This is a genomic window from Streptomyces sp. NPDC001536 (genome assembly GCF_042894505.1).
Taxonomy (GTDB): Bacteria; Actinomycetota; Actinomycetes; order Streptomycetales; family Streptomycetaceae; genus Streptomyces.
On sequence record NZ_JBIAVQ010000002.1, the window covers coordinates 832886 to 854616 of the forward strand.

Genomic DNA, 21731 nt, shown 5'->3' on the forward strand with positions numbered 1-21731 from the left:
GGTCAGCTCTTGGCAGCCGCGGCCTTGGGCTTGGCGGCCTTGGCCGCCGGTGCCGGCACCGTCTTCGCGGCGTCGTCCGCGGGGGTGGTGCCCGCCGCGTCCGCACCCGGCTCGGCGGTCGGCTCCTGCGGACGTACGCCGACGCCCAGCTTCTCCAGGATCTTCTTCTCGATCTCGTTGGCCAGGTCGGGGTTGTCCTTCAGGAAGTTGCGCGCGTTCTCCTTGCCCTGGCCGAGCTGGTCGCCCTCGTACGTGTACCAGGCGCCGGCCTTGCGCACGAAGCCGTGCTCCACGCCCATGTCGATCAGGCCGCCCTCGCGGCTGATGCCGTGGCCGTAGAGGATGTCGAACTCGGCCTGCTTGAAGGGCGGCGCGACCTTGTTCTTGACGACCTTGACGCGGGTACGGTTGCCGACCGCGTCCGTGCCGTCCTTGAGGGTCTCGATGCGGCGGATGTCGAGTCGCACCGAGGCGTAGAACTTCAGCGCCCGGCCACCGGTCGTGGTCTCCGGGGAGCCGAACATCACGCCGATCTTCTCGCGGAGCTGGTTGATGAAGATCGCGGTGGTCTTGGACTGGTTGAGCGCGCTGGTGATCTTCCGCAGGGCCTGGCTCATCAGACGGGCCTGGAGGCCGACGTGGCTGTCGCCCATCTCACCCTCGATCTCCGCGCGCGGGACGAGGGCCGCGACGGAGTCGATGACGATGAGGTCGAGGGCGCCGGAGCGGACCAGCATGTCCACGATCTCCAGGGCCTGCTCGCCGTTGTCCGGCTGGGACAGGATCAGGTTGTCGATGTCGACGCCGAGCTTCTTCGCGTACTCGGGGTCGAGGGCGTGCTCCGCGTCCACGAAGGCGACCTGGCCGCCGGCCTTCTGCGCGTTCGCCACCGCGTGCAGCGTCAGCGTGGTCTTGCCGGAGGACTCCGGTCCGTACACCTCCACCACGCGGCCGCGCGGCAGGCCGCCGACGCCGAGGGCGACGTCGAGCGCGGTCGACCCGGTCGGGATGACCTCGATGGGCTCCATGGACCGCTCGCCCATGCGCATGACCGCGCCCTTGCCGAATTGCCGTTCAATCTGTGCGAGAGCGGCATCCAGGGCCTTCTCGCGGTCGGTTCCTGCCATGGGTTCCACCCGGTTTGCTTGAGTCGATCGCTTCACGTCAAAGACGCTAACGCCTGCCACTGACAATGCGCCCCGACGCCCGTCCAGCCTGTGGATAACTAGGGGACTTATCTACCGAAACCGTACTGAAATCCCCGCAGAGAGCCTCGCCGGAGCCTCCATAAGAATGGATGTTCGATTTTTGTGTCAAGCGCACCACGCGGCACTTCCGGGCGGATGTGTGCGGGCGTTGTGAAGCTAGCCCTGCAGGGCCGACCGCATATGACGGCAGCGGTCGATGGACCGGCGGCGCATCCAGAGGGCCCACCAGCAGAACGCCGCCACGCCGACCGCGAGGACCAGCGGCAGGATCCATGAGCCCGCGCTCACTCCGAGGGCGAGTGTGCCGATCGCGACCAGCCCCATGAAGCCCAGCCAGTACGGCAGCCACCGGCCGCCCCGCTCGATCTGCCCCAGTTGCTCGTCGACCAGCCGTCGCATGGTGGCCCGCTCCTCGGGCGCCTGCGGCACCTCACGATGCCGGATCTTGCGGTTGAGCTCGGCGATCCCGCGCGCGTCGGTGCCGGCGGCACGGCCGACCCTGCGACGCTGCGCCGCCAGGAACCCGACCGTGATGGCGGTGCAGAGCGCGCCCTGAACCACCCACCAGACCGGGTTCTCATGCCGCCGGAACAGGGCGGAGAAGCCCACGAGCAGCGGAAAGATCAGGACCGCCTGCGCGGTCAGACTGTGGTCGAGCCAGCGCTTGAAGGCGCGCACGGCACGTACCTCCTCGGAGTCGACGAAATACCGCTGTCGCTTCCGAATACCCCGTCGGGACGGGCCTATTGAGGGTGCCCCCGGCGCCACGCGTTGTCCCGCAAGCCGGGTGATCGGTAGATTCGCCCATGGCACAGGCCAGGAGAGGTGCGAGTGGACGACACACAGGCCGCCTTCCGCCTGGAGCGGGGTTCCACGGGGTTCTGCCCGTTCGACGACCAGTCCGTGCCGGAGGTCGGCCCCGGGGTCTGCCGTACGGCCTGGTACGCCGCGGCCCGGGCGGCCCGAGGGCGGGACGTGGGCTTCACGGACCGGGCGTACCCGCAGAACTTTCACCACGCCACGCTCGACGACCATGACGGCACGCACTGCGGGCTGTTCCACGCGCACCACCCGCTGATCGCCTTCGTGCGCGAGCAGCGCCCCTGGTACACCGACGAGTTCGCGGATCCGCCCGAATGGGCCGCCGTCCTCGGCGACCACGGCTTCACGGTCCTGAGCGCGTCACGACTGCTGCTGCCCCTCCGGAAGGCGGACACCTCCGCCCTGACCGCTGCGGAGCGGGAGCAGATCAGGTACTGGCGACCGGACACCGTCGGCGAGGTGCTCTTCAACTCCTGGGACTGACCGAGGTGCCTCTCAGGAGGAATCGTCCGTCGAGTCCCGTTCCCCCGGCCGCCTCGTCCACAGCGCACGCGCGCGTGTGAAGAGGTTGGACTCCGACAGACGGTGACCGTGGACCCGGGGGTCGTCCGTGACGTCGTAGCGCTTCACGTACGCCCCCAGGAACGCCTGCAGCGTGGCGACCGCCGGAATGGCGATCAGCGCGCCCACCGCACCGAGCAGGGCGGTACCGGCGATGACCGAGCCGAAGGCGACGGCGGGGTGGATGTCGACGGTCTTCGAGGTCAGCTTGGGCTGCAGCACGTAGTTCTCGAACTGCTGGTAGATCACGACGAAGATCAGCACCCACAGCGCGTACCAGGGATCGACCGTGAAGGCGATCAGCATCGGCAGGGCACCCGCGAGATACGTACCGATCGTCGGGATGAACTGCGAGACGAGACCCACCCAGACGGCGAGCACGGGCGCGTTGGGCACCGCCAGTGCCTGGAGCAGGACGTAGTGCGCGACACCGGAGATCAGCGCCATCAGACCGCGCGAGTACAGATAGCCGCCGGTCTTGTTGACGGCGATCTCCCAGGCCCGCAGCACCTCCGCCTGCTTGGCGGGCGGCAGGACCGAGCAGAGCGCACGGCGCAGTCGCGGGCCGTCCGCGGCGAAGTAGAACGAGAACAGCCCGATCGTCAGCAACTGGAAGAGCCCGCCGAGAACCTGGGCGGACACGTCCAGCACGCCGGTGGCGCTGTTCTGCACGTAGTTGCGCAGCCAGTCGGAGCGCAGCAGCCCCTCCTGCACGTCCACCCGCTTCAGCTCGGTGTGGAAGTGCGTGTTGATCCAGTTGATGACGGAGTCGATGTAGGCGGGGAAATCCTCGACGATCTTGATGATCTGGTTCGCCAGCATGGTGCCGAGCAGGGTGACGAAGCCCGCGGACACGACCAGCACGGCGAGGAAGACGAGGAAAGTGCCCAGTCCCCGGCGCAGCCCGCGCGAGGCCATCCAGCTCACCGCCGGTTCGATGGCCAGGGCCAGGAAGAACGCGATGAGGATGTTGATCAGCAGCCCGGTGAGCTGGTGGAAGGCCCACGTGCCCAACTGGAAGGCGGCGTAGAGGGCGAGCGTGACCACCACCGCACGCGGCACCCAGCGTGGCATGCGGGAGTTCGCCCCGGCGGGGCCGCCGGCCGGAGGCCGCGCGGGCGGCGTCGTCCCGAACGGGGACGCGTGCTGGGGGACCTCGTCGGTCTCGTCGGTGGGTGCCACGGAGCAAGTTTCGCCCACGTGGCCGACAATCCGCTGCCCCCCTGCGATCTTCGTGACCGGTCAGCGCTGTTCTTGTGGCACGTTCATGACGCCGCACACCACACGCCACACGTCCTTGGCCTCCCAGCCACAGTCCAGCGCCTCGTACACCGTGCGCCCACCGAGCTCCGCCATGACATGGTCACGCGCGAAGGTCTCGGCGGAGCCCGGACCGAAGTGCTCCGCCATCCGCTGCCAGAAGACCGTCAACCGCATGACACCAGTATCCCGCCCCTGAGAGTGGGCCTCGGCCGGGACCGCTTGTCGAGAACGCTTTCCGTCCTACGGTCTGACGCATGGCCGAAACAGGAGCTTCCCCACTCCCCCCGACGCCCCCGGCGCACTCCCCGCTCTTCCGCGCCGAGCACTTCGTCTGGCTCACCGCGCGCGTGCTGGAACAGCGCCTCTTCGCACACCACTTCCTGAACGGGAACGCCGACCCGGTGGAGACCGCGCTGGATGCCTACCGCAACGAGGACGGCGGATACGGCCACGCGCTGGAGCCCGACCTGCGTGGCCCGGTCAGCCAGCCGCTGCACGCCGGTCACGCGCTGCGCGTCCTGGACTCCATCGGCCGCTGCGGCGGACAGCGCGTGGAACGGGTGTGCCGCTATCTGACCTCGGTCTCCACCCCGGACGGCGCCCTGCCGACGATCCGTCCCAGCCAGCGCGGCTATCCCGCGGCCCCGTTCATCCCGATCGTGGACGACCCGCCCAGCGAGCTCCTCGCCACCGGTCCGGTGGTGGGCCTGCTGCACCGCAACGAGGTGTGGCACGCCTGGTTGTTCCGGGCCACGGACTTCTGCTGGCACGCGGTCGAGTCCCTGCGGGAGTCGCACCCGTACGAGGTGCAGGCCGCCGTGGCCTTCCTGGACTCCGCTCCCGACCGCCCGCGCGCGGAGGCGGCCGCCGACCGGCTCGGCCGCCTGGTGCGCGAACACCGCCTCGCGGCCCTGGACCCGGAGCACCTCGACACCCACCCGGTGTCGCCCGGCTACGCCCCGGGCGAGCACCACTTCCCGCACGACTACGCGAAGACCCCGCACTCGCTCGCGCGCGCGTGGTTCACGGACGAGGAGATGGAGCGCTCCCTGGACTTCCTCACGGGCGAACAGCGGGAGGACGGCGGCTGGCCCGTCCGCTGGCGCCAGTGGGCCCCGAGCGCGGCCCTGGAGGCACGCCCCATAGTGACGATCGAGGCACTGCGCACCCTGAGGGCGTACGGCCGCCCGGTGGGCTGACCCCCGCCCTCCGTACGACGCCCCACCCGGCCACCAGATGCCCACGCGCCGGCCCACCCGGCCACCTGCCCCTCACGCGCCGGCCCGCTCGATCGACTGATCCCTCGCGCCGGCCCACCCAATCACCCGATCCTCACCCGATGGCCCGCACACCCGCCGTCACCCCCACGGCCGCCGCGACAACGAGCAGGAAGGGGGCGCGCAACACCAGCGCGAGCGCGGCCGCCGCAAGCCCCGCGACCCTGGCGTCCAGCACGAGCTCGCGCCCGTCGGCGAAGGTCTGCTGAGCCGTGAGCGCGGCAAGAAGGGCAACCGGCAGCAGAGCGGCGAGCCGCCTGACGAGAGGCCGCTCCAGGGCACCCGCGGGGACGAGCAGCCCGACGAGCTTGACGACATAGCAGCCGAGCGCGGTGACACCGATCGCGATCCAGACGTTCATCGATCCCCCTGACGACGTCCCTGGACCCACAGCACGAAGGGCGCCGCGAGAGCGGCCGCCAGGACGGGCACTCCAGCGGGCAGAACGGGCAGCAGACCCAGCCCCAGCAGGACGGCGAGCCCGGCGACGGCACGCTCGGTGGCGGTCTTGAGCATCGGCGCGAGCAATGCCAGGAACACGGCGGGCCCGGCCGCGTCGAGCCCCCACGCGTCCGTGTCGCCGATCGCCTCGGCACCCAGCGCACCGAGCAGAGTCGTGAGGTTCCACAGCACATAGAGGCTGAGCCCCGTGACGGCGAACCCGATGCGCACACTGCGCCGGGTGGGCTGGGCCAGCGCGACGGCCGCGGTCTCGTCGATGACCCACTGGGCCGCGAAGGGCCGCAGCACGCGCGGAAGGGCGAGCAATTGCGAAAGCCGAAGCCCGTAGAACGCGTTGCGCACCCCCAGGAAGAACGCCCCGGCGGCCGCGGTGAGCGGATTGCCACCGGCGGCGAGCGCCCCCACGAGCGCGAACTGGGACGCCCCGGTGAACACCAGGAGGCTCAGCGCACAGGTCTGCAACAGCGTGAGCCCGCTGCCCGCCGAGGTCACCCCGAAGGCGAACCCCGACAGTCCTACGGCGACCCCGACCCCGAGGGCGTCCCGTACGACGGCGGCGTCCGGCCTTCCTCCGTCGTCGGCGCGTGTGTCTGGGGGAGCTGTCTGTTCTGCCACGCGTCGGACGGTAGGACCAGCCCCCGCCCGCCGTCTTGTACGTTCTTGCGCTCGCGCTGGTACGCCCCGGGAGGCACACCGACGATCCGGGTGAAGTGCCGGTTCAGATGCGGCTGGTCGGTGAACCCCACGGCAAGAGCGGCCTCGGCCGGAGAGGTGCCCGCGTCCAGCAGCCGCCGGGCCCGCCGCACCCGCGCATCGGTCAACCAGGCATGCGGCGGCATCCCGTACGCGTCCCGAAAGGCCCGCAGCAACGCGAACGGACCGGCACCGAGCTCCGCGGCCAGCTTCTCCAAGGTCGGCGGCGCGACCATCCGCTCCTCCAGCACCCCGCGCGCCCGTGCCGCGACCCGCGCCCCAGCCGTCCGCACCTCCCGCTCCGGCAACGCCCCACCGTTGAGCCGCAGCAACCGGGTCACGGCAACCCGCAGCAAGGTGTCGGCGGCCAGCGCGTTCCCCTCGTCCGCGGCCCGCAGCACCTGATGCACGAGCCCAGCGGCATAAGGATCATCGAGAACCGGACTCACGAACCCCGGAGTCCCACGGATCGCCGTGGTCTCACCGGCGATCTCCGCCACCACCTCGGGCGACGGATACACAGCCCCGTACCGCCACCCCTCAGGCACCCCCGCCCGCCCGGTATGCGCGGTATCAGGATTGACCAACGCAAGCGAACCGGCCCCGGCGTACCGATCAGCACCCCGATAGTGAAAAACCTCCACACCATCGGCGATGGCGGCGATCACGAAGTTCTCGTGGGTATGCCGCACAAAGTTCTTCCGCACGTACCGAGCCCGCAGCAGATCGACCCCCGGCAACTCGGCGTACCGCCAGTGCCGCGCCCGCTCACGAGAACCCACCATGAAGCCATTGTCCGCCTGGGCGCACACCCCCGCGGCGCCGCACCGACGCAACGGCCCCAGACGGGACGAGACCCCCACCGGCGCAACGGCGAGCAGGGGACGTACCGGGGGGTGTCCGCCCGCAGCGTCGGGCGCCCGACCAAGTTCACCATTCAAGACACAGCACCGCCCGACCGAGGACGGACACCCCCCGGTGCGGCCCCGACCCCCAACGACGAGAAGTGCGCAACGCGAACCCCCACCGAACCGCAACGGGCCGCCGCAGGCATACGAGACACACCCGCACACGGAGAAACCACAGGTCAGACCCGCTTGTCAGTACCCGGGTGCAGGATGGACACATGGTCAGCGACGCACGCCGAGCCCTGGACGGCTTCTCCCCCGCCACCCGCGGCTGGTTCACGGGCGCCTTCGACGCGCCCACCGCCGCCCAGGCAGGCGCGTGGAACGCGATCAAAGAGGGCTCGGACGTCCTCGTCGTCGCCCCCACCGGCTCCGGCAAGACCCTCGCCGCCTTCCTCGCCGCCCTGGACCAGCTGACCTCCACACCCCCACCCGCCGACCCCCGCAAGCGCTGCCGAGTCCTCTACGTCTCCCCCCTCAAGGCCCTCGCGGTCGACGTGGAGCGCAACCTCCGCAGCCCCCTGACCGGCATCCGCCAGGAATCCGTCCGTCTCGGCCTCCCCGAGCCCGAGGTCAAGGTGGGCATCCGCTCCGGCGACACCCCCGCCGCGGAACGCCGAGCCCTGTCCACCCGCCCCCCGGACATCCTGATCACCACCCCGGAATCCCTGTTCCTGATGCTGACGTCGGCCACCCGCGACGCGCTGACCGGCATCGAAACGGTGATCCTCGACGAGGTGCACGCCGTCGCGGGCACCAAGCGCGGCGCCCACCTCGCCCTCTCCCTGGAGCGCCTCGACGAGCTCCTCCCGAAGCCGGCCCGCCGCATCGGCCTCTCCGCGACCGTGCGCCCGGTGGACGAGGTCGCCCGTTACCTCTCCCCCCGTCGCAAGGTGGAGATCGTCCAACCGAAATCCGGCAAGGAGTTCGACCTGTCCGTCGTGGTCCCCGTGGAGGACCTGGGCGAGTTGGGCGGCTCCCCGGTGGCAGACGGCAACGAAGGCGCGGAACGCCCCTCGATCTGGCCGCACGTCGAGGAGCGCATCACCGACCTCGTCCAGTCCCACCGCTCCACGATCGTCTTCGCCAACTCCCGCCGCCTGGCGGAACGCCTGTGCAACCGCCTCAACGAGATCGCCTACGAACGAGCGACAGGCGAAACCCTGGACGAACACCACGCCCCCGCGGAACTCATGGGCGGCTCGGGCGCGGCCCAGGGCGCACCCCCGGTCATCGCCCGCGCCCACCACGGCTCGGTCTCCAAGGAACAACGCGCCCTCGTCGAGGAAGACCTCAAGGCGGGCCGCCTCCCCGCAGTGGTCGCCACCTCCAGCCTCGAACTCGGCATCGACATGGGCGCGGTGGACCTGGTCGTCCAGGTCGAGTCACCCCCCTCCGTGGCCTCCGGCCTCCAACGCGTGGGCCGCGCGGGCCACCAAGTGGGTGCGGTCTCCACGGGCGTGGTCTTCCCGAAGTACCGAGGCGACCTGGTCCAGGCAGCGGTCGTCACCGAACGCATGCGCACCGGCTCTATCGAGTCCCTGAAGGTCCCCGCCAACCCCCTGGACGTCCTGGCCCAGCAGTTGGTCGCGATGACGTCGATGGACACCTGGCAGCTGGACGACCTCCTCGCCATGGTCCGCCGAGCCGCCCCCTTCGCCTCCCTGCCGGACTCCGCCTTCACCGCGGTCCTCGACATGCTCGCCGGCCGCTACCCGTCCGACGCCTTCGCGGAACTGCGCCCCCGCGTGGTCTGGGACCGGGTCGCCGGCACGATCACCGGCCGCCCCGGCGCCCAGCGCCTCGCCGTCACCTCCGGCGGCACGATCCCCGACCGCGGCCTCTTCGGAGTGTTCCTCGCCGGAGCCGACCCGAAGAAGGGCGGCGGCAGGGTGGGCGAGCTCGACGAGGAGATGGTCTACGAGTCGCGCGTCGGCGACGTCTTCACGCTCGGCACCAGCTCCTGGCGCATCGAGGACATCACCCGCGACCGCGTCCTGGTCTCCCCCGCCCCCGGCGTCCCGGGTCGGCTCCCCTTCTGGAAGGGCGACCAGCTGGGCCGCCCGCTCGAACTGGGCCGCGCGGTGGGCGCGTTCCTCCGCGAGGTCGGCTCGCTCCCCAAGGACAAGGCGCGCCCCCGCCTCCTCGCGGCAGGCCTGGACACCTGGGCGGCCGACAATGTGCTGGCGTACCTCGACGAACAGCGCGAGGCCTGCGGCCACATCCCGGACGACCGCACGATCGTCGTGGAACGCTTCCGCGACGAGCTCGGCGACTGGCGCGTGGTGGTCCACTCCCCCTTCGGCGCCCAGGTGCACGCCCCCTGGGCCCTCGCCCTCGGCGCCAAGCTCTCCGAGCGGTACGGCATGGACGCCCAGGTCATGCACGCGGACGACGGCATCGTCCTGCGGCTGCCCGACGCCGACCTGATGGGCCTGGACCTGCTCGACCAGGAACCGGCCAAGCTCGGCACGGAGTACGACGCGGACCAGGCCCCCGTGGGCGCCGCGGACGTCGTCTTCGACAAGGGCGAGGTCGACCAGGTCGTCACCGACCAGGTCGGCGGCTCGGCCCTGTTCGCGTCCCGCTTCCGAGAATGCGCCGCCCGGGCACTCCTCCTCCCCCGCCGCAACCCGGGCAAGCGCACCCCGTTGTGGCAGCAACGCCAGCGCGCCGCGCAACTGCTCCAGGTGGCCAGCGAGTTCGGCTCGTTCCCGATCGTCCTGGAGGCGGTCCGCGAGTGCCTCCAGGACGTCTTCGACGTCCCCGGCCTCGTCGAGCTGATGGGCGACCTGGAGTCCCGCAAGGTCCGCCTGGTCGAGGTCACCACCCCCGAGCCGTCCCCCTTCGCCCGCTCACTCCTCTTCGGATACGTCGCCCAGTTCCTCTACGAGGGGGACTCACCGCTCGCCGAGCGCCGCGCGGCGGCCCTGTCCCTCGACTCCCGCCTGCTGGCCGAACTGCTCGGCCAGGCGGAACTGCGCGAACTGCTCGACGCCGACGTGCTGACCGAGCTGGAGCGGGAACTCCAGTGGCTCACCGAGGACCGCCGGATCAAGGACGCCGAGGGCGTCGCGGACCTCCTCCGCCTCCTGGGCCCCCTCACGGACGCGGAGTTGGCCGAGCGGGGCGCGGAGCCGCAGTGGGCGCAGGAGCTCGCTCGAGCCCGGCGCGCGATCAGGGTCCGTATCGCCGGCACCGACCACTGGGCTGCGATCGAGGACGCCGGCCGCCTGCGCGACGCCCTCGGCACAGCGCTGCCGGTCGGCGTACCGGAAGCCTTCACGGAACCGGTCAAGGATCCGCTCGGCGACCTCCTCGCGCGCTACGCCCGCACCCACGGCCCGTTCACCTCGGCGACCGCGGCGGCCCGGTTCGGCCTCGGCGTGGCCGTCACGGAAGGCGCGTTGCAGCGCCTGTCCGCGAACGGACGTGTCGTACAAGGCGAGTTCCACCCGGCGGGCATCGGCCAGGAATGGTGCGACGCCGCCGTACTGCGCCGGCTGCGCCGCCGCTCCCTGGCCGCCCTGCGCCACGAGTTGGAGCCGGTGTCCCCACCCGCTCTCGCCCAGTTCCTCCCCCAGTGGCAGCACATCGGCAAGGGGCACGGGCTGCGCGGTGTCGACGGACTGGTGCGTGCGGTCGAGCAGTTGCAGGGCGCCTCCGTGCCCGCCTCCGCCCTGGAGAAGCTGGTCCTGCCGTCCCGCGTCGCGAACTACACCCCGGCGATGCTCGACGAACTCACCTCCGCGGGCGAGCTGGTGTGGGCCGGAGCGGGCTCCCTCCCCGGCAAGGACGGCTGGGTCTCCCTCTACCTCGCGGACGCCGCCCCCCTCCTCCTGCCACCGCCGCACCCCTTGGAGCTGACGGCACTCCACGAGTCCGTCCTGACCGCCCTCTCCGGCGGCTACGGCCTCTTCTTCCGCCAGATCGCCGACCAGGTCCGCGCGACCACCCACCCCGACGCCACCGACCCCCAACTCGCCGACGCCGTCTGGGACCTGGCCTGGTCCGGCCGCCTGACCAACGACACCCTCACCCCCATGCGCTCCCTGCTGGGCTCGGGCCGCACGGCAGGCTCCACGGCCCACAGAGCCAAGCGCACGATCCCCCGAGGCCGCTACGGCTCCCTGACAGCCGCAGCCCGCCCAGCCTCCCGCACCGGCCCCCCGACCGTCGCCGGCCGCTGGTCCCTGCTGCCCCACCGGGAGCCCGACCCCACCCTGCGCGCCCACGCCCTGGCCCGCACCCTCCTCGACCGGCACGGCGTGGTGACCCGGGGCGCGGTCTCCGCGGAAGGCGTCGAGGGCGGCTTCTCGGCGACGTACCGCATCCTGTCCGCCTTCGAGGAGACCGGCCAGGCGCGCCGCGGCTACGTCGTGGAAGGCCTCGGCGCCGCCCAGTTCGCCATGGACGGCGCGGTCGACCGCCTCCGCGCGGTGGCCAACGCCCGCGAACGCGGAGACACCGGCTTCAGCACCCCCAGCGCACAAGACGGCTTCGAGACACCCACCGCGCCCGCCCCCGTCGACGACTTCCCCGACTTCGACTGGCTGGACGAGCCCCCACGCTCCCCCGGCGACTACGTCTCCCCCCGCGACCTCGCCTCACCGGCGGGCCGCCCCGTCACCCCCCACCGGTCCCCGACCCGGCGCACCCCCGACTCCCGAGCCGTCGTCCTCGCCGCCGCCGACCCGGCGAACGCGTACGGCGCCGCCCTCCCCTGGCCGGAGCCCCCGACCGGCGCCGGCCACAAGGCGGGCCGCAAGGCGGGGTCCCTGGTGGTCCTGGTGGACGGCGAACTGACCCTCTACATGGAGCGCGGCGGCAAGACCCTCCTGGCCTGGCCCGAGGACCCGGACGCCAAGGCCACCGAAGACCCCCGCCTCCAGTCAGCCGCGGAAGCCCTCGCCACGGCCGCCCGCGCAGGCTCCCTCGGCACGGTCACGGTGGAACGCATCAACGGCACCCCGGCCCTGACCTCCCCCATCGGCACCCTCCTGGAAGGATCAGGCTTCATCGCCACCCCACGCGGCCTCCGCCTACGTGCCTGACCCACCCGGCCACCCCTCTGGCCCTCGCCTCTTGACCGACGGCACCAAGACCCACCTAGGGGCGCGGGGAACTGCGCGACAAGCCACACACAACCCGCATCCGCCACACCTCAGCAGCCCCCAACCCATTAGGCGCCCACCCACCACCCCATGCCACCCTTGACCCATGCCCGAAGGAGACACCGTCTGGCAAGCCGCGCACCGCCTGCACACCGCCCTCGCCGGCAAAACCCTCACCCGCAGCGACCTCCGCGTCCCCAAGTACGCCACAGCCGACCTCACGGGCCGCACCGTCCTGGACGTCATCCCCCGCGGCAAACACCTCCTCACCCGTATCGAGGGCGGCCTGACCCTCCACTCGCACCTGAAGATGGACGGCTCCTGGAAGGTGTACGCCACGGACCAGCGCTGGACCGGCGGCCCCACCCACCAGATCCGCGCGATCCTCGGCACCGCCGACCGCACGGCCGTCGGCTACCGCCTCCCCGTCCTGGAACTCCTGCGCACCACCGACGAACACCGCGCCGTGGGACACCTGGGCCCCGACCTCCTGGGCCCCGACTGGGACCCCGACCGCGCCCTCGCCAACCTCCTCCAGGACCCCGCCCGCCCCCTCGGCGAGGCACTCCTCGACCAGCGCAACCTCGCCGGCATCGGCAATGTCTACAAGAGCGAGCTCTGCTTCCTGCTCGGCGTCACCCCGTGGCTCCCCGTCGGCACCCTCCCCGAGGACCGCGCGGCCAAGCTGCCCACGCTCGCCAAGAAGCTCCTGGAGGCCAACCGCGACCGCCCGGTCCGCACCACCACGGGCCGCCGCGGCCAGGACCTCTTCGTCTACGGCCGCGCCCGCCACCCCTGCCTGCGCTGCTACACCCCCGTCCGCATGGCCAACCAGGGCGATGGCTCCCGCGAACGCCCCACCTACTGGTGCCCGGCCTGCCAGACCGGACCGGCTCCCGGCACCGCCCGACGCCCCGGAACCCCACACCGTACGACTAATTGACGATCCGTCAGAAACCCTCGTACCGTCCCCCCATGACCGTCAGCGCGTACGACCTGACCGGACGCACCGCATTCGTCACCGGCGCCGCCGGCGGTATCGGCCGCGCCTCGGCGATCCTGCTCGCCGAAGCCGGCGCCACCGTGCACTGCGCGGACCGGGACCCGCAGGGCCTGCACGACACGGCGACCCTCATCAAGGACGCGGGCGGCACCGCCCACACCCACCACCTCGATGTCACGGACCGCGACCAGCTGCACCAGGCCGTCGCCTCCTGCGAGCGCCTGGACGTGATGGCGGCGATCGCCGGGATCATGCACAGCAGCCCGGTCCTGGAGACCCGGGACGAGGATCTCGACCGGGTGCTGAGCGTCAATTTCAAGGGAGTCCTGTACGCCTGCCAGGAGGCGGCCCGCCTGATGCTGGAGCGCCGGACCAGGGGCAGCATCATCACGATGGCCTCCGGCGCCGTCGACACGGGCGGCCCCGGGCTGCTCTGCTACGGCGCGGCCAAGGCGGCCGTCGTCCAGCTGACGAAGACCCTGGCGACCGAGGTCGGGCGCCACGGCATCCGGGTCAACGCCGTCGCGCCGGGCTGGATCCGCACCCCCATGACCGACCGCCACGGCGAGGCGCAGGAGCGGACCGAGGCGCTGATGGCCCGGATGTCCCCGCTGGGCCGGGTCGGCGAGCCGGAGGACATCGCCCACGCCGTGCTGTACCTGGCGTCCGACGCCTCGTCCTTCACGACGGGCCAGATCCTGCGTCCGAACGGCGGAGTGGCGATGCCGTGGTGACTCCCCAGGCCGCCCGCCACCGCCCCACGGCAAGCGCCCCGGCCGCCCGCGCCCTGGGCACGCAGTGCACCGGCAGCAGACTCAGCCCCCACCCTCCGGCGGCGACCGCGCCCTCCAGCACCCCCGCGCCGGGAGCGAAGGCGAGCCGCAGCACGGCCCACCACCACACCACCCCGGCCCCGAGAGCCACCCCCCACCGCACTATCGGCCGCGCCATCAACACACCTCCAGCCCGAACAGGCCGAACAGGCCGAACGGCCCGAAGCTAGGCCACCTCCGTCACCCATCGCACGGGCGCACCGAGAGCGCAGAGAGGCACCGTCCGGACAACCGGCACCGGTGACCGCGAACCATGTCACTCCACGATGCACGAAAGCCCCGGCCTACGCCTCTCCGGATGATCCGGAGAAACCTGGCAGGGGCTTCCCGCACTTCTCAGTGCGCCCTCAGTTCGTCTTCGAGCGCATCTCGAGCGCAAACACCTGTGACGCTCAAGCGGCGACGACGTCCACCGCTTCGGCGGGCGCCTTGATGGTGACCCGTTCCGGTGGCACACCGGCCACCGAGACGGAGCCCAGCATCGGACGTACCGGCGTGGGCACAGGCTCGCTGGGGGTGGCCGCAGCGGACTGGGCCAGCTCGGCGAGGGCGAGCTCGTCGCTCACTTCCCGCATCAGTTCGGACATCCGTACGTCCAACGCGTCGCAGATGGCGGAGAGCAGCTCGGAAGATGCCTCCTTCTGCCCCCGCTCCACCTCGGAGAGATAGCCGAGTGAGACTCGGGCGGACGAGGAGACTTCGCGCAGAGTACGGCCCTGGCGCTGGCGCTGCCGACGCAGCACGTCACCCAGCAGGCGACGGAGCAGAATCATCGGTGGCTCCCTCCTCGGACCGCGTAGCCGCATCCTTCACGCCCCACCGTACCGCCTTGCGCCGCGGCCGTGCGGGGAGCGATGTCGTGTTCACTCAGGGCTGCAAACATCAAAACCCCCCGTTCCGTTCCGTATCCTGTGCTCGCTCATTCCCGGTCTGTTCGCCCGCAAGCTCCTGAAGGAGCAGTGCGAGTACGCTCCGTACACTCTCCATACGAATTTCCGCACGGTCGCCGTTCAACCGCAGCGACGCCACTTTCCCGCCACCCGAGAGGCGCGAGGTGGGTCCGTCGACCGCCACGTAGACCGTCCCGACGGGCTTTCCGTCCTGTTCCTCCGGGCCTGCGACGCCCGTGGTCGCGATGCCCCAGGCGGCACCGAGCGCCTTGCGCACTCCGGCCGCCATCTGGGCCGCGACCTGCGGATCCACCGCTCCCCGCTCAGCCAGCAGGGCCGCGTCCACGCCGAGCAGTTCATGCTTGAGCTCGGTGGCGTAGGCGGTCACCGAACCCCGGAACGCCTTGGACGCCCCTGGGGCCGCTGTGATTTCCGCCGCAACCAACCCACCGGTGAGCGACTCGGCGACTGCGAGCGTCTCCGCCCTCACCGTGAGTAGTCGCACCACTTCGGTGGCCGAGGAATTCACGCTTCCGTCTCCTCCAACGCCGCCTCGCGCTCGGCGATTCCCTGCCGGCGCAGCACAATGGCCTGTCTCACATAGTCGAGGCCGGTCGCCACGGTCAGCGCGACCGCCACTGCCATCACCCAGAACCGCGCGGTGGCCAGCCACCCCGTCAGCGCCAGGATGTACATGCCGACCGCGATGCCCTGGATGAGCGTCTTCAGCTTGCCGCCGCGGCTCGCCGGGATGACGCCGTACCGGATAACCACAAAACGCAGCAGCGTGATCCCGAGTTCCCGGCCGAGGATCACACCGGTCACCCACCACGGCAGATCACCCAGCGCGGACAGACAGATGAGCGCCGCCCCCATGATCGCCTTGTCGGCGATGGGGTCGGCGATCTTCCCGAAGTCGGTGACGAGGTTGTAGGTGCGGGCCAGATGACCGTCGAAGAGGTCGGTGATCATCGCGACGGCGAAGGCCGCCCAGGCGAACGCGCGCCAGGCCGGGTCGTACCCGCCGTCGGCCAGCATCAGCGCGACGAAGCCCGGCACGAGGAGCAGCCGGAGCATGGTCAGGAGGTTGGCGATGTTCCAGAGGCTGGCCTCGTTGACGGCCGCGGCCACGATCTTGCCGCTGCGCGCGGCCTTGGCACCGGAATCGGTGCCGGACGCACCCGCCGCTGCGGACGCACCCGCCTGGGAGGGGCCACCCGCGGCGGATGCCGGTACTCCGGTCATCTGCCCGCCTCCTCACTACACGGGAGCGAGCCGGCCAGCGGCTCGGCGACCAGGTCGACACCCTCGGTGCCGACCACCTTCGCCTCGACCATACGACCGATACGGAGACCTTCGCCGCTCGTGAGCAGCACCTGGCCGTCCGTCTCGGGGGCCTGGTGCTCGCCGCGTCCGTACACGCCCTCGTCGTCCATGGACTCCACCAGCACGTGCACGGTCTCGCCCACGCGCTCTTCGGCCCGCTGCGAGACGAGTTCCTCGGCCAGCCGGGAGACCCGCGCGAGGCGCTCGGCGACGATGTCCTCGTCGAGCTTGTTCTCGTACGTGGCCGCCTCCGTGCCCTCCTCGTCGGAGTAGCCGAAGACACCGATGGCATCCAGCCGCGCGCCGTTCAGGAAGTGCTCCAGCTCCGCCAGATCGTCCTCGGTCTCGCCCGGGAAGCCCACGATGAAGTTGGAGCGCACACCGGCCTGCGGGGCCTTGCCCCGGATGGTGTCGAGCAGCTCCAGGAAGCGGTCGGTGTCGCCGAAGCGGCGCATCGCGCGCAGCACGCCGGGGGCGGAGTGCTGGAAGGAGAGGTCGAAGTAGGGCATGACCTTGGGCGTGGAGGTGAGCACGTCGATGAGCCCGGGCCGCATCTCGGCCGGCTGGAGGTAGCTGACCCGCACCCGCTCCAGTCCGTCGACCTCGGCGAGCTCGGGCAGCAGGGACTCCAGCAGGCGGATGTCGCCCAGGTCCTTGCCGTACGAGGTGTTGTTCTCGGAGACCAGCATGATCTCCTTGACGCCCTGCTCGGCCAGCCACCGCGTCTCGTTCAGCACGTCCGAGGGGCGGCGGGAGATGAAGGAGCCACGGAAGGACGGGATGGCGCAGAAGGTGCAGCGCCGGTCGCAGCCGGAGGCGAGCTTCACCGAGGCGACCGGGGAGCCGTCCAGCCGGCGGCGCATGGGTGCTCGGGGGCCGGAGGCCGGCGCGAGCCCTTCCGGAAGGTCCGCGGGCACGGCTTCGGCGACCTCGGCGGCCGCCCCGTGTCCCGGCAGTGCGACCGCCGCCGCCGATTCCTGCCGCTCCGCGGGGCTGATGGGCAGCAGCTTGCGCCGGTCGCGCGGGGTGTGGGCGGCGTGGATGCCACCGTTCAGGATGGTCTGCAGGCGGTCGGAGATGTCGGCGTAGTCGTCGAAGCCGAGCACGCCGTCCGCCTCGGGAAGGGCCTCGGCGAGGTCCTTCCCGTACCGCTCGGCCATGCACCCCACCGCCACGACGGCCTGGGTTCTGCCGTGCCCCTTGAGATCGTTGGCCTCCAGGAGGGCGTCGACGGAGTCCTTCTTGGCGGCGTCGACGAAGCCACAGGTGTTGACGACGGCGACGTCCGCGTCCTCGGCGTCCTCGACGAGTTCCCAGCCGTCCGCCTCCAAGCGGCCTGCGAGCTCCTCCGAGTCCACCTCGTTACGGGCGCAGCCAAGAGTGACGAGTGCGACGGTACGGCGTTCAGGCATGGGCTCAAGACTACTTCGTTCCACTGACAGCCCATGTCGAAGGGGTTGGCGATCTTGTCGCCAACCCCTTCGATGCCTGCCGGAACGCCGACCCGGGTCCTAACCGACCGTCGGGTCGCCCTTCGTGTAGGTGAGCCGCTCCACGGCTCCCGGCTGCCAGTCGTCGTCGATCTTCTTGCCGTTCACATACAGCTGGATCGCCCCGGCGTCGCCGAGGACGAGGTTGATCTTCTCGCTGTCCTGGAAGGTCTTGGTGTCGCCCTTCTCCAGCACTCCGTCGAACAGCAGCCGCCCGTTGTGGTCCTTGGCGGAGATCCAGCTCCGGCCGTCGGGGGCGCCGACCTGGACGGTCACCTTGTCCTGGGGAGCGGCCGCGATGGCGCTGTCGGACGGCTCCGGCTTCGGCGCCTCGGGCTTCTCACTCTTGGGCGTGGGCGAGGAGGACTTGCTGGTCGAGGGCGTGGAGCCCTCGGCGACCTGCGCCCTCCCGCCGTCGTCGTCGCCCTTGAACGCGGTGAACCCGACGAAGCCGACCACGGCGACGATCGCGGCGACCATGGCCGCGGTCCAGTTGGGTCCACGCCGCTCGGGACGGATGCGTTCCGCCTCGAACAGCGGGGCGGCCGGGGTCGGCGCCGGACGCCCGCCGCCGTGATCGGCTGCGTACTGGTCCAGCAGCGGGGCCGGATCGATATGGACGGCCTTGGCCAGGGTCCGGATGTGCCCACGGGCATAGACGTCCCCGCCACAGGGGGCGAAGTCGTCCGCCTCGATGGCATGCACGATGGCGATACGGACCCGGGTGGCGTTGCTGACGTCGTCGACGGTCAGCCCGGCCGCGATACGTGCCTGCTGGAGGGCACGGCCTACGGAGATACGGGCTTCCTCGCGGTCGTCTTCGAACGGACGCTCGTCTTCAGGGGAGTTGCCGATGGACACGGGGGCGCCTTTCGAGCGTTTAAGCCACCTGTGCTGAGGATTCAGTCTAGGGGGGGTGCGAAAGGGTGGGGCAACCGGGCGGTGGGACTTTGTACGCCATCGGTATGGCCGGACACACCGATGGTGGGGCAGCAGCTTTTCGCTTCCCTCAACTTGACGTACGCCGAAGGGAAACGGTTGCTCAATGATCCCTTACGGGTGAGTCACGATCGAACACCCATCGGCGGCTCATCCGTGGGCCCGGCGACCATTGCGCCCCGTTTCCTGCCTTTAAGCCTCCCCGCGGATCACCGCGAGCACTCCGTCCAGCTCATCAGCCTTCACAAGAACGTCACGAGCCTTGGATCCCTCGCTCGGTCCGACGATCCCCCGGGACTCCATCAGGTCCATCAGACGCCCCGCCTTGGCGAACCCGACCCGCAGCTTGCGCTGGAGCATGGAGGTCGACCCGAACTGCGTGGACACCACCAGCTCGGCCGCCTGGCACAGCAGGTCCAGGTCGTCGCCGATCTCCTCGTCGATCTCCTTCTTCTGCTTCGTCCCCACCACGACGTCGTCCCGGAAGACGGGCGCCATCTGGTCCTTGCAGTGCTTGACGACCGCCGCGACCTCGTCCTCGGTCACGAAGGCGCCCTGCATACGGGTGGGCTTGTTCTGCCCCATCGGCAGATACAGCCCGTCGCCCTTGCCGATCAGCTTCTCGGCGCCGGGCTGGTCGAGGATGACCCGCGAGTCCGCGAGGGAGGAAGTGGCGAAGGCGAGCCTGGAGGGCACGTTCGCCTTGATCAGACCGGTGACCACGTCGACCGAGGGCCGCTGCGTGGCGAGCACCAGGTGGATGCCGGCCGCGCGCGCGAGCTGCGTGATGCGCACGATCGAGTCCTCGACGTCCCTCGGCGCGACCATCATCAGGTCGGCGAGCTCATCGACGATCACCAGCAGATACGGGTAGGTCTTCAGCTCCCGCTCGCTGCCTTCCGGCGTCTTGAGCTTGCCCTCGCGGATGGCCTCGTTGAAGTCGTCGATGTGCCGGTAGCCGAACGCGGCCAGGTCGTCGTACCGCAGATCCATTTCCCGTACGACCCACTGGAGCGCCTCGGCGGCCCGCTTGGGGTTGGTGATGATCGGCGTGATCAGGTGCGGGATGCCCTCGTACGCCGTCAGCTCGACCCGCTTGGGGTCGACGAGGACCATCCGCACGTCCTCGGGAGTCGCGCGGACCATGATTGACGTGATCAAGCAGTTAATGCACGACGACTTACCGGAACCGGTCGCTCCGGCAACCAGCACATGTGGCATCTTCGCGAGGTTGGCCATCACATAGCCGCCCTCGACGTCCTTGCCGAGCGCGACCAGCATCGGGTGCTCGTCCTCGGCCGCCGCGGCCAGCCGCAGCACGTCGCCGAGGTTGACCATCTCGCGGTCGGTGTTCGGGATCTCGATGCCGACCGCGGACTTGCCGGGGATCGGGCTGATGATCCGCACGTCCGGGCTGGCGACGGCGTACGCGATGTTCTTCGCCAGCGCGGTGATCCGCTCGACCTTCACGGCGGGGCCGAGCTCGACCTCGTAGCGCGTGACCGTCGGTCCGCGCGTGAAGCCGGTGACGGCCGCGTCGACCTTGAACTCCATGAAGACGTTCGTCAGCGAGGCGACGACGGCGTCGTTGGCCGCGCTGCGCGCCTTGCCGGGGCCGCCGCGCTCCAGGAGGTCGAGCGAAGGCAGGGAGTAGGTGATGTCGCCGGACAACTGGAGCTGCTCGGCGCGCGGCGGCAGTTCGCCCTGGGCCTCGGGCGCGGGCTTGGTGAGGTCCGCGACCTCGACCTTCAGCTTCTCCTGGCGGGGGCGCGCGGCCGGGGCCGGCACGGGGGTCGGCACCGGCGTCGGCGTCGTGTCCTCACGGTCTCCGACGCTCACACCCTGGGTGAGGTCGGCGACGATCGGCGACGGCGGCATGCCGTGCAGGACGGCACCGTCGAGCGCGGCCGCGGCCGCCGCGGCGACGTCCACGGCGTCCATCGGACGGTCCATGTCGGGCTGCGGCACCGCGGAGCGGCGGGGGCGGCCACGACGCCGTGAGAGGGCCTCCTGCTCGGCGCCGTCTGGGTCGTACGACTCGGGGGCCGGCCCGCGCCTGCGAGTGCGCGCGGGCAGCGCCTCGCGCCACTGCTCGTCGTAGCGCTCGTCGTCCTCGGCGAACTCGTCCTCGGCCGGATCGTGCATGACGCCGAGCCGTACGCCCAGCTCCCGCAGCCTGCGTGGGATGGCGTTGACCGGGGTGGCCGTGACGACCAGCAGCCCGAAGACCGTGAGCAGCACGAGCAGCGGTACGGCGAGGACATCGCCCATGGTGTACGTCAGCGGGGTCGCCGCGCCCCAGCCGATGAGGCCGCCCGCGTCCCTTATGGCCTGCATGCCCTCGCTGCGGGCGGGTGCGCCGCACGCGATGTGGACCTGGCCGAGCACACCGATGACGAGCGCGGACAGGCCGATCACGATGCGCCCGTTGGCCTCGGGCTGCTCGGGGTGCCGGATGAAGCGCGCGGCGATGACCGCGAGCAGTATCGGCACGAGCAGGTCGAGGCGGCCGAAGGCGCCGGTGACGATGATCTCGACCAGGTCACCGACGGGACCGCGCAGATTCGACCAGGTGCCGGCCGCGACGATCAGCGCGAGGCCGAGCAGCAGCAGCGCGACACCGTCCTTGCGGTGCGCCGGGTCGAGGTTCTTCGCGCCGTTCCCTATGCCGCGGAACACGGCGCCCACGGCGTGCGCGAGGCCCAGCCAGACGGCGCGCACGAGCCGGTAGATGCCGCCGGTCGGATTCGGCGCCGGCTTCGGGGCCGGCGCGGTCTTCTTCGCGACGGCCTTCTTGGCGGGCGCCTTCTTCGCCGGAGCCTTCTTCGCAGCGGCCTTCTTCGCCGGAGCCGCCGCCTTCTTCGCGGGCTGCTTCTTGGCAGCGGAGGGACGTGAGGCCATAGGTGTGAGGTTACCGGGGGAGACGACAACCGACACGTGTG

General features: G+C 70.9%; 19 protein-coding genes. 5 read left to right on the top strand and 14 right to left on the bottom strand.

Annotated features, from left to right (window positions below; all coding sequences use genetic code 11):
* Nucleotides 1-2 precede the first annotated feature (2 nt).
* Both recA and ACFY0U_RS08800 read right to left on the bottom strand, forming a co-directional pair.
* A complete protein-coding gene (gene recA / locus ACFY0U_RS08795) occupies nucleotides 3-1127 on the bottom strand; it encodes a recombinase RecA (RefSeq protein WP_388632290.1) in 1125 nt (374 codons plus the stop codon).
* Between the two features lie 237 nt (nucleotides 1128-1364).
* Nucleotides 1365-1886: a hypothetical protein gene (locus ACFY0U_RS08800; RefSeq protein ID WP_388632293.1), complete on the bottom strand. Its 522-nt coding sequence runs from the start codon at nucleotides 1884-1886 to the stop codon at nucleotides 1365-1367.
* Nucleotides 1887-2039: 153 nt separating this feature from the next.
* Between ACFY0U_RS08800 and ACFY0U_RS08805 the strand changes: the two genes are divergently transcribed.
* Nucleotides 2040-2513 carry a hypothetical protein gene (locus tag ACFY0U_RS08805; protein WP_388632295.1) on the top strand — a complete coding sequence of 158 codons (474 nt, stop codon included), beginning with the start codon at nucleotides 2040-2042 and terminating at the stop codon, nucleotides 2511-2513.
* A 12-nt stretch (nucleotides 2514-2525) separates the two neighbouring features.
* Here the strand turns inward: ACFY0U_RS08805 and ACFY0U_RS08810 are convergent, their stop codons facing one another.
* A complete protein-coding gene (locus ACFY0U_RS08810) occupies nucleotides 2526-3773 on the bottom strand; it encodes an AI-2E family transporter (RefSeq protein ID WP_388632297.1) in 1248 nt (415 codons plus the stop codon).
* Between the two features lie 60 nt (nucleotides 3774-3833).
* A complete protein-coding gene (locus tag ACFY0U_RS08815) occupies nucleotides 3834-4028 on the bottom strand; it encodes a DUF3046 domain-containing protein (protein WP_307025115.1) in 195 nt (64 codons plus the stop codon).
* 80 nt (nucleotides 4029-4108) lie between these two features.
* On the opposite strand from ACFY0U_RS08815, the gene ACFY0U_RS08820 reads away from it, so the two are divergent.
* Nucleotides 4109-5053, top strand: coding sequence for a hypothetical protein (locus ACFY0U_RS08820; RefSeq protein WP_388632300.1), 945 nt, complete (start codon nucleotides 4109-4111; stop codon nucleotides 5051-5053).
* A 133-nt stretch (nucleotides 5054-5186) separates the two neighbouring features.
* Here ACFY0U_RS08820 and ACFY0U_RS08825 read toward each other — a convergent pair whose 3' ends face one another.
* The 3 genes from ACFY0U_RS08825 to ACFY0U_RS08835 are packed head-to-tail and all read right to left on the bottom strand — an operon-like array spanning nucleotide 5187 to nucleotide 7071.
* Nucleotides 5187-5492: an AzlD domain-containing protein gene (locus ACFY0U_RS08825; RefSeq protein ID WP_388632302.1), complete on the bottom strand. Its 306-nt coding sequence runs from the start codon at nucleotides 5490-5492 to the stop codon at nucleotides 5187-5189.
* Entirely contained in the window at nucleotides 5489-6208 is a 720-nt protein-coding gene (locus ACFY0U_RS08830; protein ID WP_388632305.1) for an AzlC family ABC transporter permease, read from the bottom strand. The genes ACFY0U_RS08825 and ACFY0U_RS08830 overlap by 4 nt, the downstream gene beginning before the upstream one ends.
* Nucleotides 6109-7071: an AraC family transcriptional regulator gene (locus tag ACFY0U_RS08835; protein ID WP_388632399.1), complete on the bottom strand. Its 963-nt coding sequence runs from the start codon at nucleotides 7069-7071 to the stop codon at nucleotides 6109-6111. The genes ACFY0U_RS08830 and ACFY0U_RS08835 overlap by 100 nt, the downstream gene beginning before the upstream one ends.
* A gap of 341 nt (nucleotides 7072-7412) precedes the next feature.
* Here ACFY0U_RS08835 and ACFY0U_RS08840 point away from each other — a divergent pair, with 341 nt between their 5' ends.
* The 3 genes from ACFY0U_RS08840 (at nucleotide 7413) to ACFY0U_RS08850 (ending at nucleotide 14045) form a co-directional block, all read left to right on the top strand.
* Nucleotides 7413-12248, top strand: a complete 4836-nt coding sequence (locus ACFY0U_RS08840) for an ATP-dependent helicase (RefSeq protein WP_388632308.1) — start codon at nucleotides 7413-7415, stop codon at nucleotides 12246-12248.
* A 166-nt stretch (nucleotides 12249-12414) separates the two neighbouring features.
* Nucleotides 12415-13251, top strand: coding sequence for an Fpg/Nei family DNA glycosylase (locus ACFY0U_RS08845; protein WP_388632311.1), 837 nt, complete (start codon nucleotides 12415-12417; stop codon nucleotides 13249-13251).
* A 32-nt stretch (nucleotides 13252-13283) separates the two neighbouring features.
* On the top strand, nucleotides 13284-14045 hold the full coding sequence (locus tag ACFY0U_RS08850; protein WP_388632313.1) for an SDR family NAD(P)-dependent oxidoreductase: 762 nt from the start codon (nucleotides 13284-13286) through the stop codon (nucleotides 14043-14045).
* Here the strand turns inward: ACFY0U_RS08850 and ACFY0U_RS08855 are convergent.
* From ACFY0U_RS08855 to ACFY0U_RS08885, 7 genes are all read right to left on the bottom strand, one after another.
* Nucleotides 13993-14262 (bottom strand): hypothetical protein, encoded by a 270-nt coding sequence (locus ACFY0U_RS08855; protein WP_266887271.1) that lies wholly within the window; start codon nucleotides 14260-14262, stop codon nucleotides 13993-13995. The genes ACFY0U_RS08850 and ACFY0U_RS08855 overlap by 53 nt on opposite strands.
* Nucleotides 14263-14536: 274 nt before the next feature.
* Nucleotides 14537-14917: a helix-turn-helix domain-containing protein gene (locus tag ACFY0U_RS08860; protein ID WP_030044087.1), complete on the bottom strand. Its 381-nt coding sequence runs from the start codon at nucleotides 14915-14917 to the stop codon at nucleotides 14537-14539.
* A gap of 109 nt (nucleotides 14918-15026) precedes the next feature.
* Nucleotides 15027-15563 (bottom strand): CinA family protein, encoded by a 537-nt coding sequence (locus ACFY0U_RS08865; RefSeq protein WP_388632318.1) that lies wholly within the window; start codon nucleotides 15561-15563, stop codon nucleotides 15027-15029.
* On the bottom strand, nucleotides 15560-16279 hold the full coding sequence (gene pgsA, locus ACFY0U_RS08870) for a CDP-diacylglycerol--glycerol-3-phosphate 3-phosphatidyltransferase (protein ID WP_388632321.1): 720 nt from the start codon (nucleotides 16277-16279) through the stop codon (nucleotides 15560-15562). Before pgsA ends, ACFY0U_RS08865 begins: the two co-directional genes overlap by 4 nt.
* On the bottom strand, nucleotides 16276-17772 hold the full coding sequence (gene rimO, locus ACFY0U_RS08875; protein WP_388632323.1) for a 30S ribosomal protein S12 methylthiotransferase RimO: 1497 nt from the start codon (nucleotides 17770-17772) through the stop codon (nucleotides 16276-16278). The genes pgsA and rimO overlap by 4 nt, the downstream gene beginning before the upstream one ends.
* A gap of 99 nt (nucleotides 17773-17871) precedes the next feature.
* On the bottom strand, nucleotides 17872-18711 hold the full coding sequence (locus ACFY0U_RS08880) for a helix-turn-helix domain-containing protein (protein ID WP_388632326.1): 840 nt from the start codon (nucleotides 18709-18711) through the stop codon (nucleotides 17872-17874).
* Between the two features lie 270 nt (nucleotides 18712-18981).
* On the bottom strand, nucleotides 18982-21690 hold the full coding sequence (locus ACFY0U_RS08885) for a DNA translocase FtsK (RefSeq protein ID WP_388632328.1): 2709 nt from the start codon (nucleotides 21688-21690) through the stop codon (nucleotides 18982-18984).
* Between the last annotated feature and the right edge of the window lie 41 nt (nucleotides 21691-21731).

Bases quoted from the DNA above. Each gene is read 5' to 3' on its own strand.
- recA (WP_388632290.1), bottom strand. From the start codon at position 1,127: ATGGCAGGAACCGACCGCGAGAAGGCCCTGGATGCCGCTCTCGCACAG.
- ACFY0U_RS08815 (WP_307025115.1), bottom strand. From the start codon at position 4,028: ATGCGGTTGACGGTCTTCTGGCAGCGGATGGCGGAGCACTTCGGTCCG.
- ACFY0U_RS08820 (WP_388632300.1), top strand. From the start codon at position 4,109: ATGGCCGAAACAGGAGCTTCCCCACTCCCCCCGACGCCCCCGGCGCAC.
- ACFY0U_RS08825 (WP_388632302.1), bottom strand. From the start codon at position 5,492: ATGAACGTCTGGATCGCGATCGGTGTCACCGCGCTCGGCTGCTATGTC.
- ACFY0U_RS08835 (WP_388632399.1), bottom strand. From the start codon at position 7,071: ATGGTGGGTTCTCGTGAGCGGGCGCGGCACTGGCGGTACGCCGAGTTG.
- ACFY0U_RS08840 (WP_388632308.1), top strand. From the start codon at position 7,413: ATGGTCAGCGACGCACGCCGAGCCCTGGACGGCTTCTCCCCCGCCACC.
- ACFY0U_RS08845 (WP_388632311.1), top strand. From the start codon at position 12,415: ATGCCCGAAGGAGACACCGTCTGGCAAGCCGCGCACCGCCTGCACACC.
- ACFY0U_RS08850 (WP_388632313.1), top strand. From the start codon at position 13,284: ATGACCGTCAGCGCGTACGACCTGACCGGACGCACCGCATTCGTCACC.
- ACFY0U_RS08855 (WP_266887271.1), bottom strand. From the start codon at position 14,262: ATGGCGCGGCCGATAGTGCGGTGGGGGGTGGCTCTCGGGGCCGGGGTG.
- ACFY0U_RS08860 (WP_030044087.1), bottom strand. From the start codon at position 14,917: ATGATTCTGCTCCGTCGCCTGCTGGGTGACGTGCTGCGTCGGCAGCGC.
- pgsA (WP_388632321.1), bottom strand. From the start codon at position 16,279: ATGACCGGAGTACCGGCATCCGCCGCGGGTGGCCCCTCCCAGGCGGGT.
- rimO (WP_388632323.1), bottom strand. From the start codon at position 17,772: ATGCCTGAACGCCGTACCGTCGCACTCGTCACTCTTGGCTGCGCCCGT.
- ACFY0U_RS08885 (WP_388632328.1), bottom strand. From the start codon at position 21,690: ATGGCCTCACGTCCCTCCGCTGCCAAGAAGCAGCCCGCGAAGAAGGCG.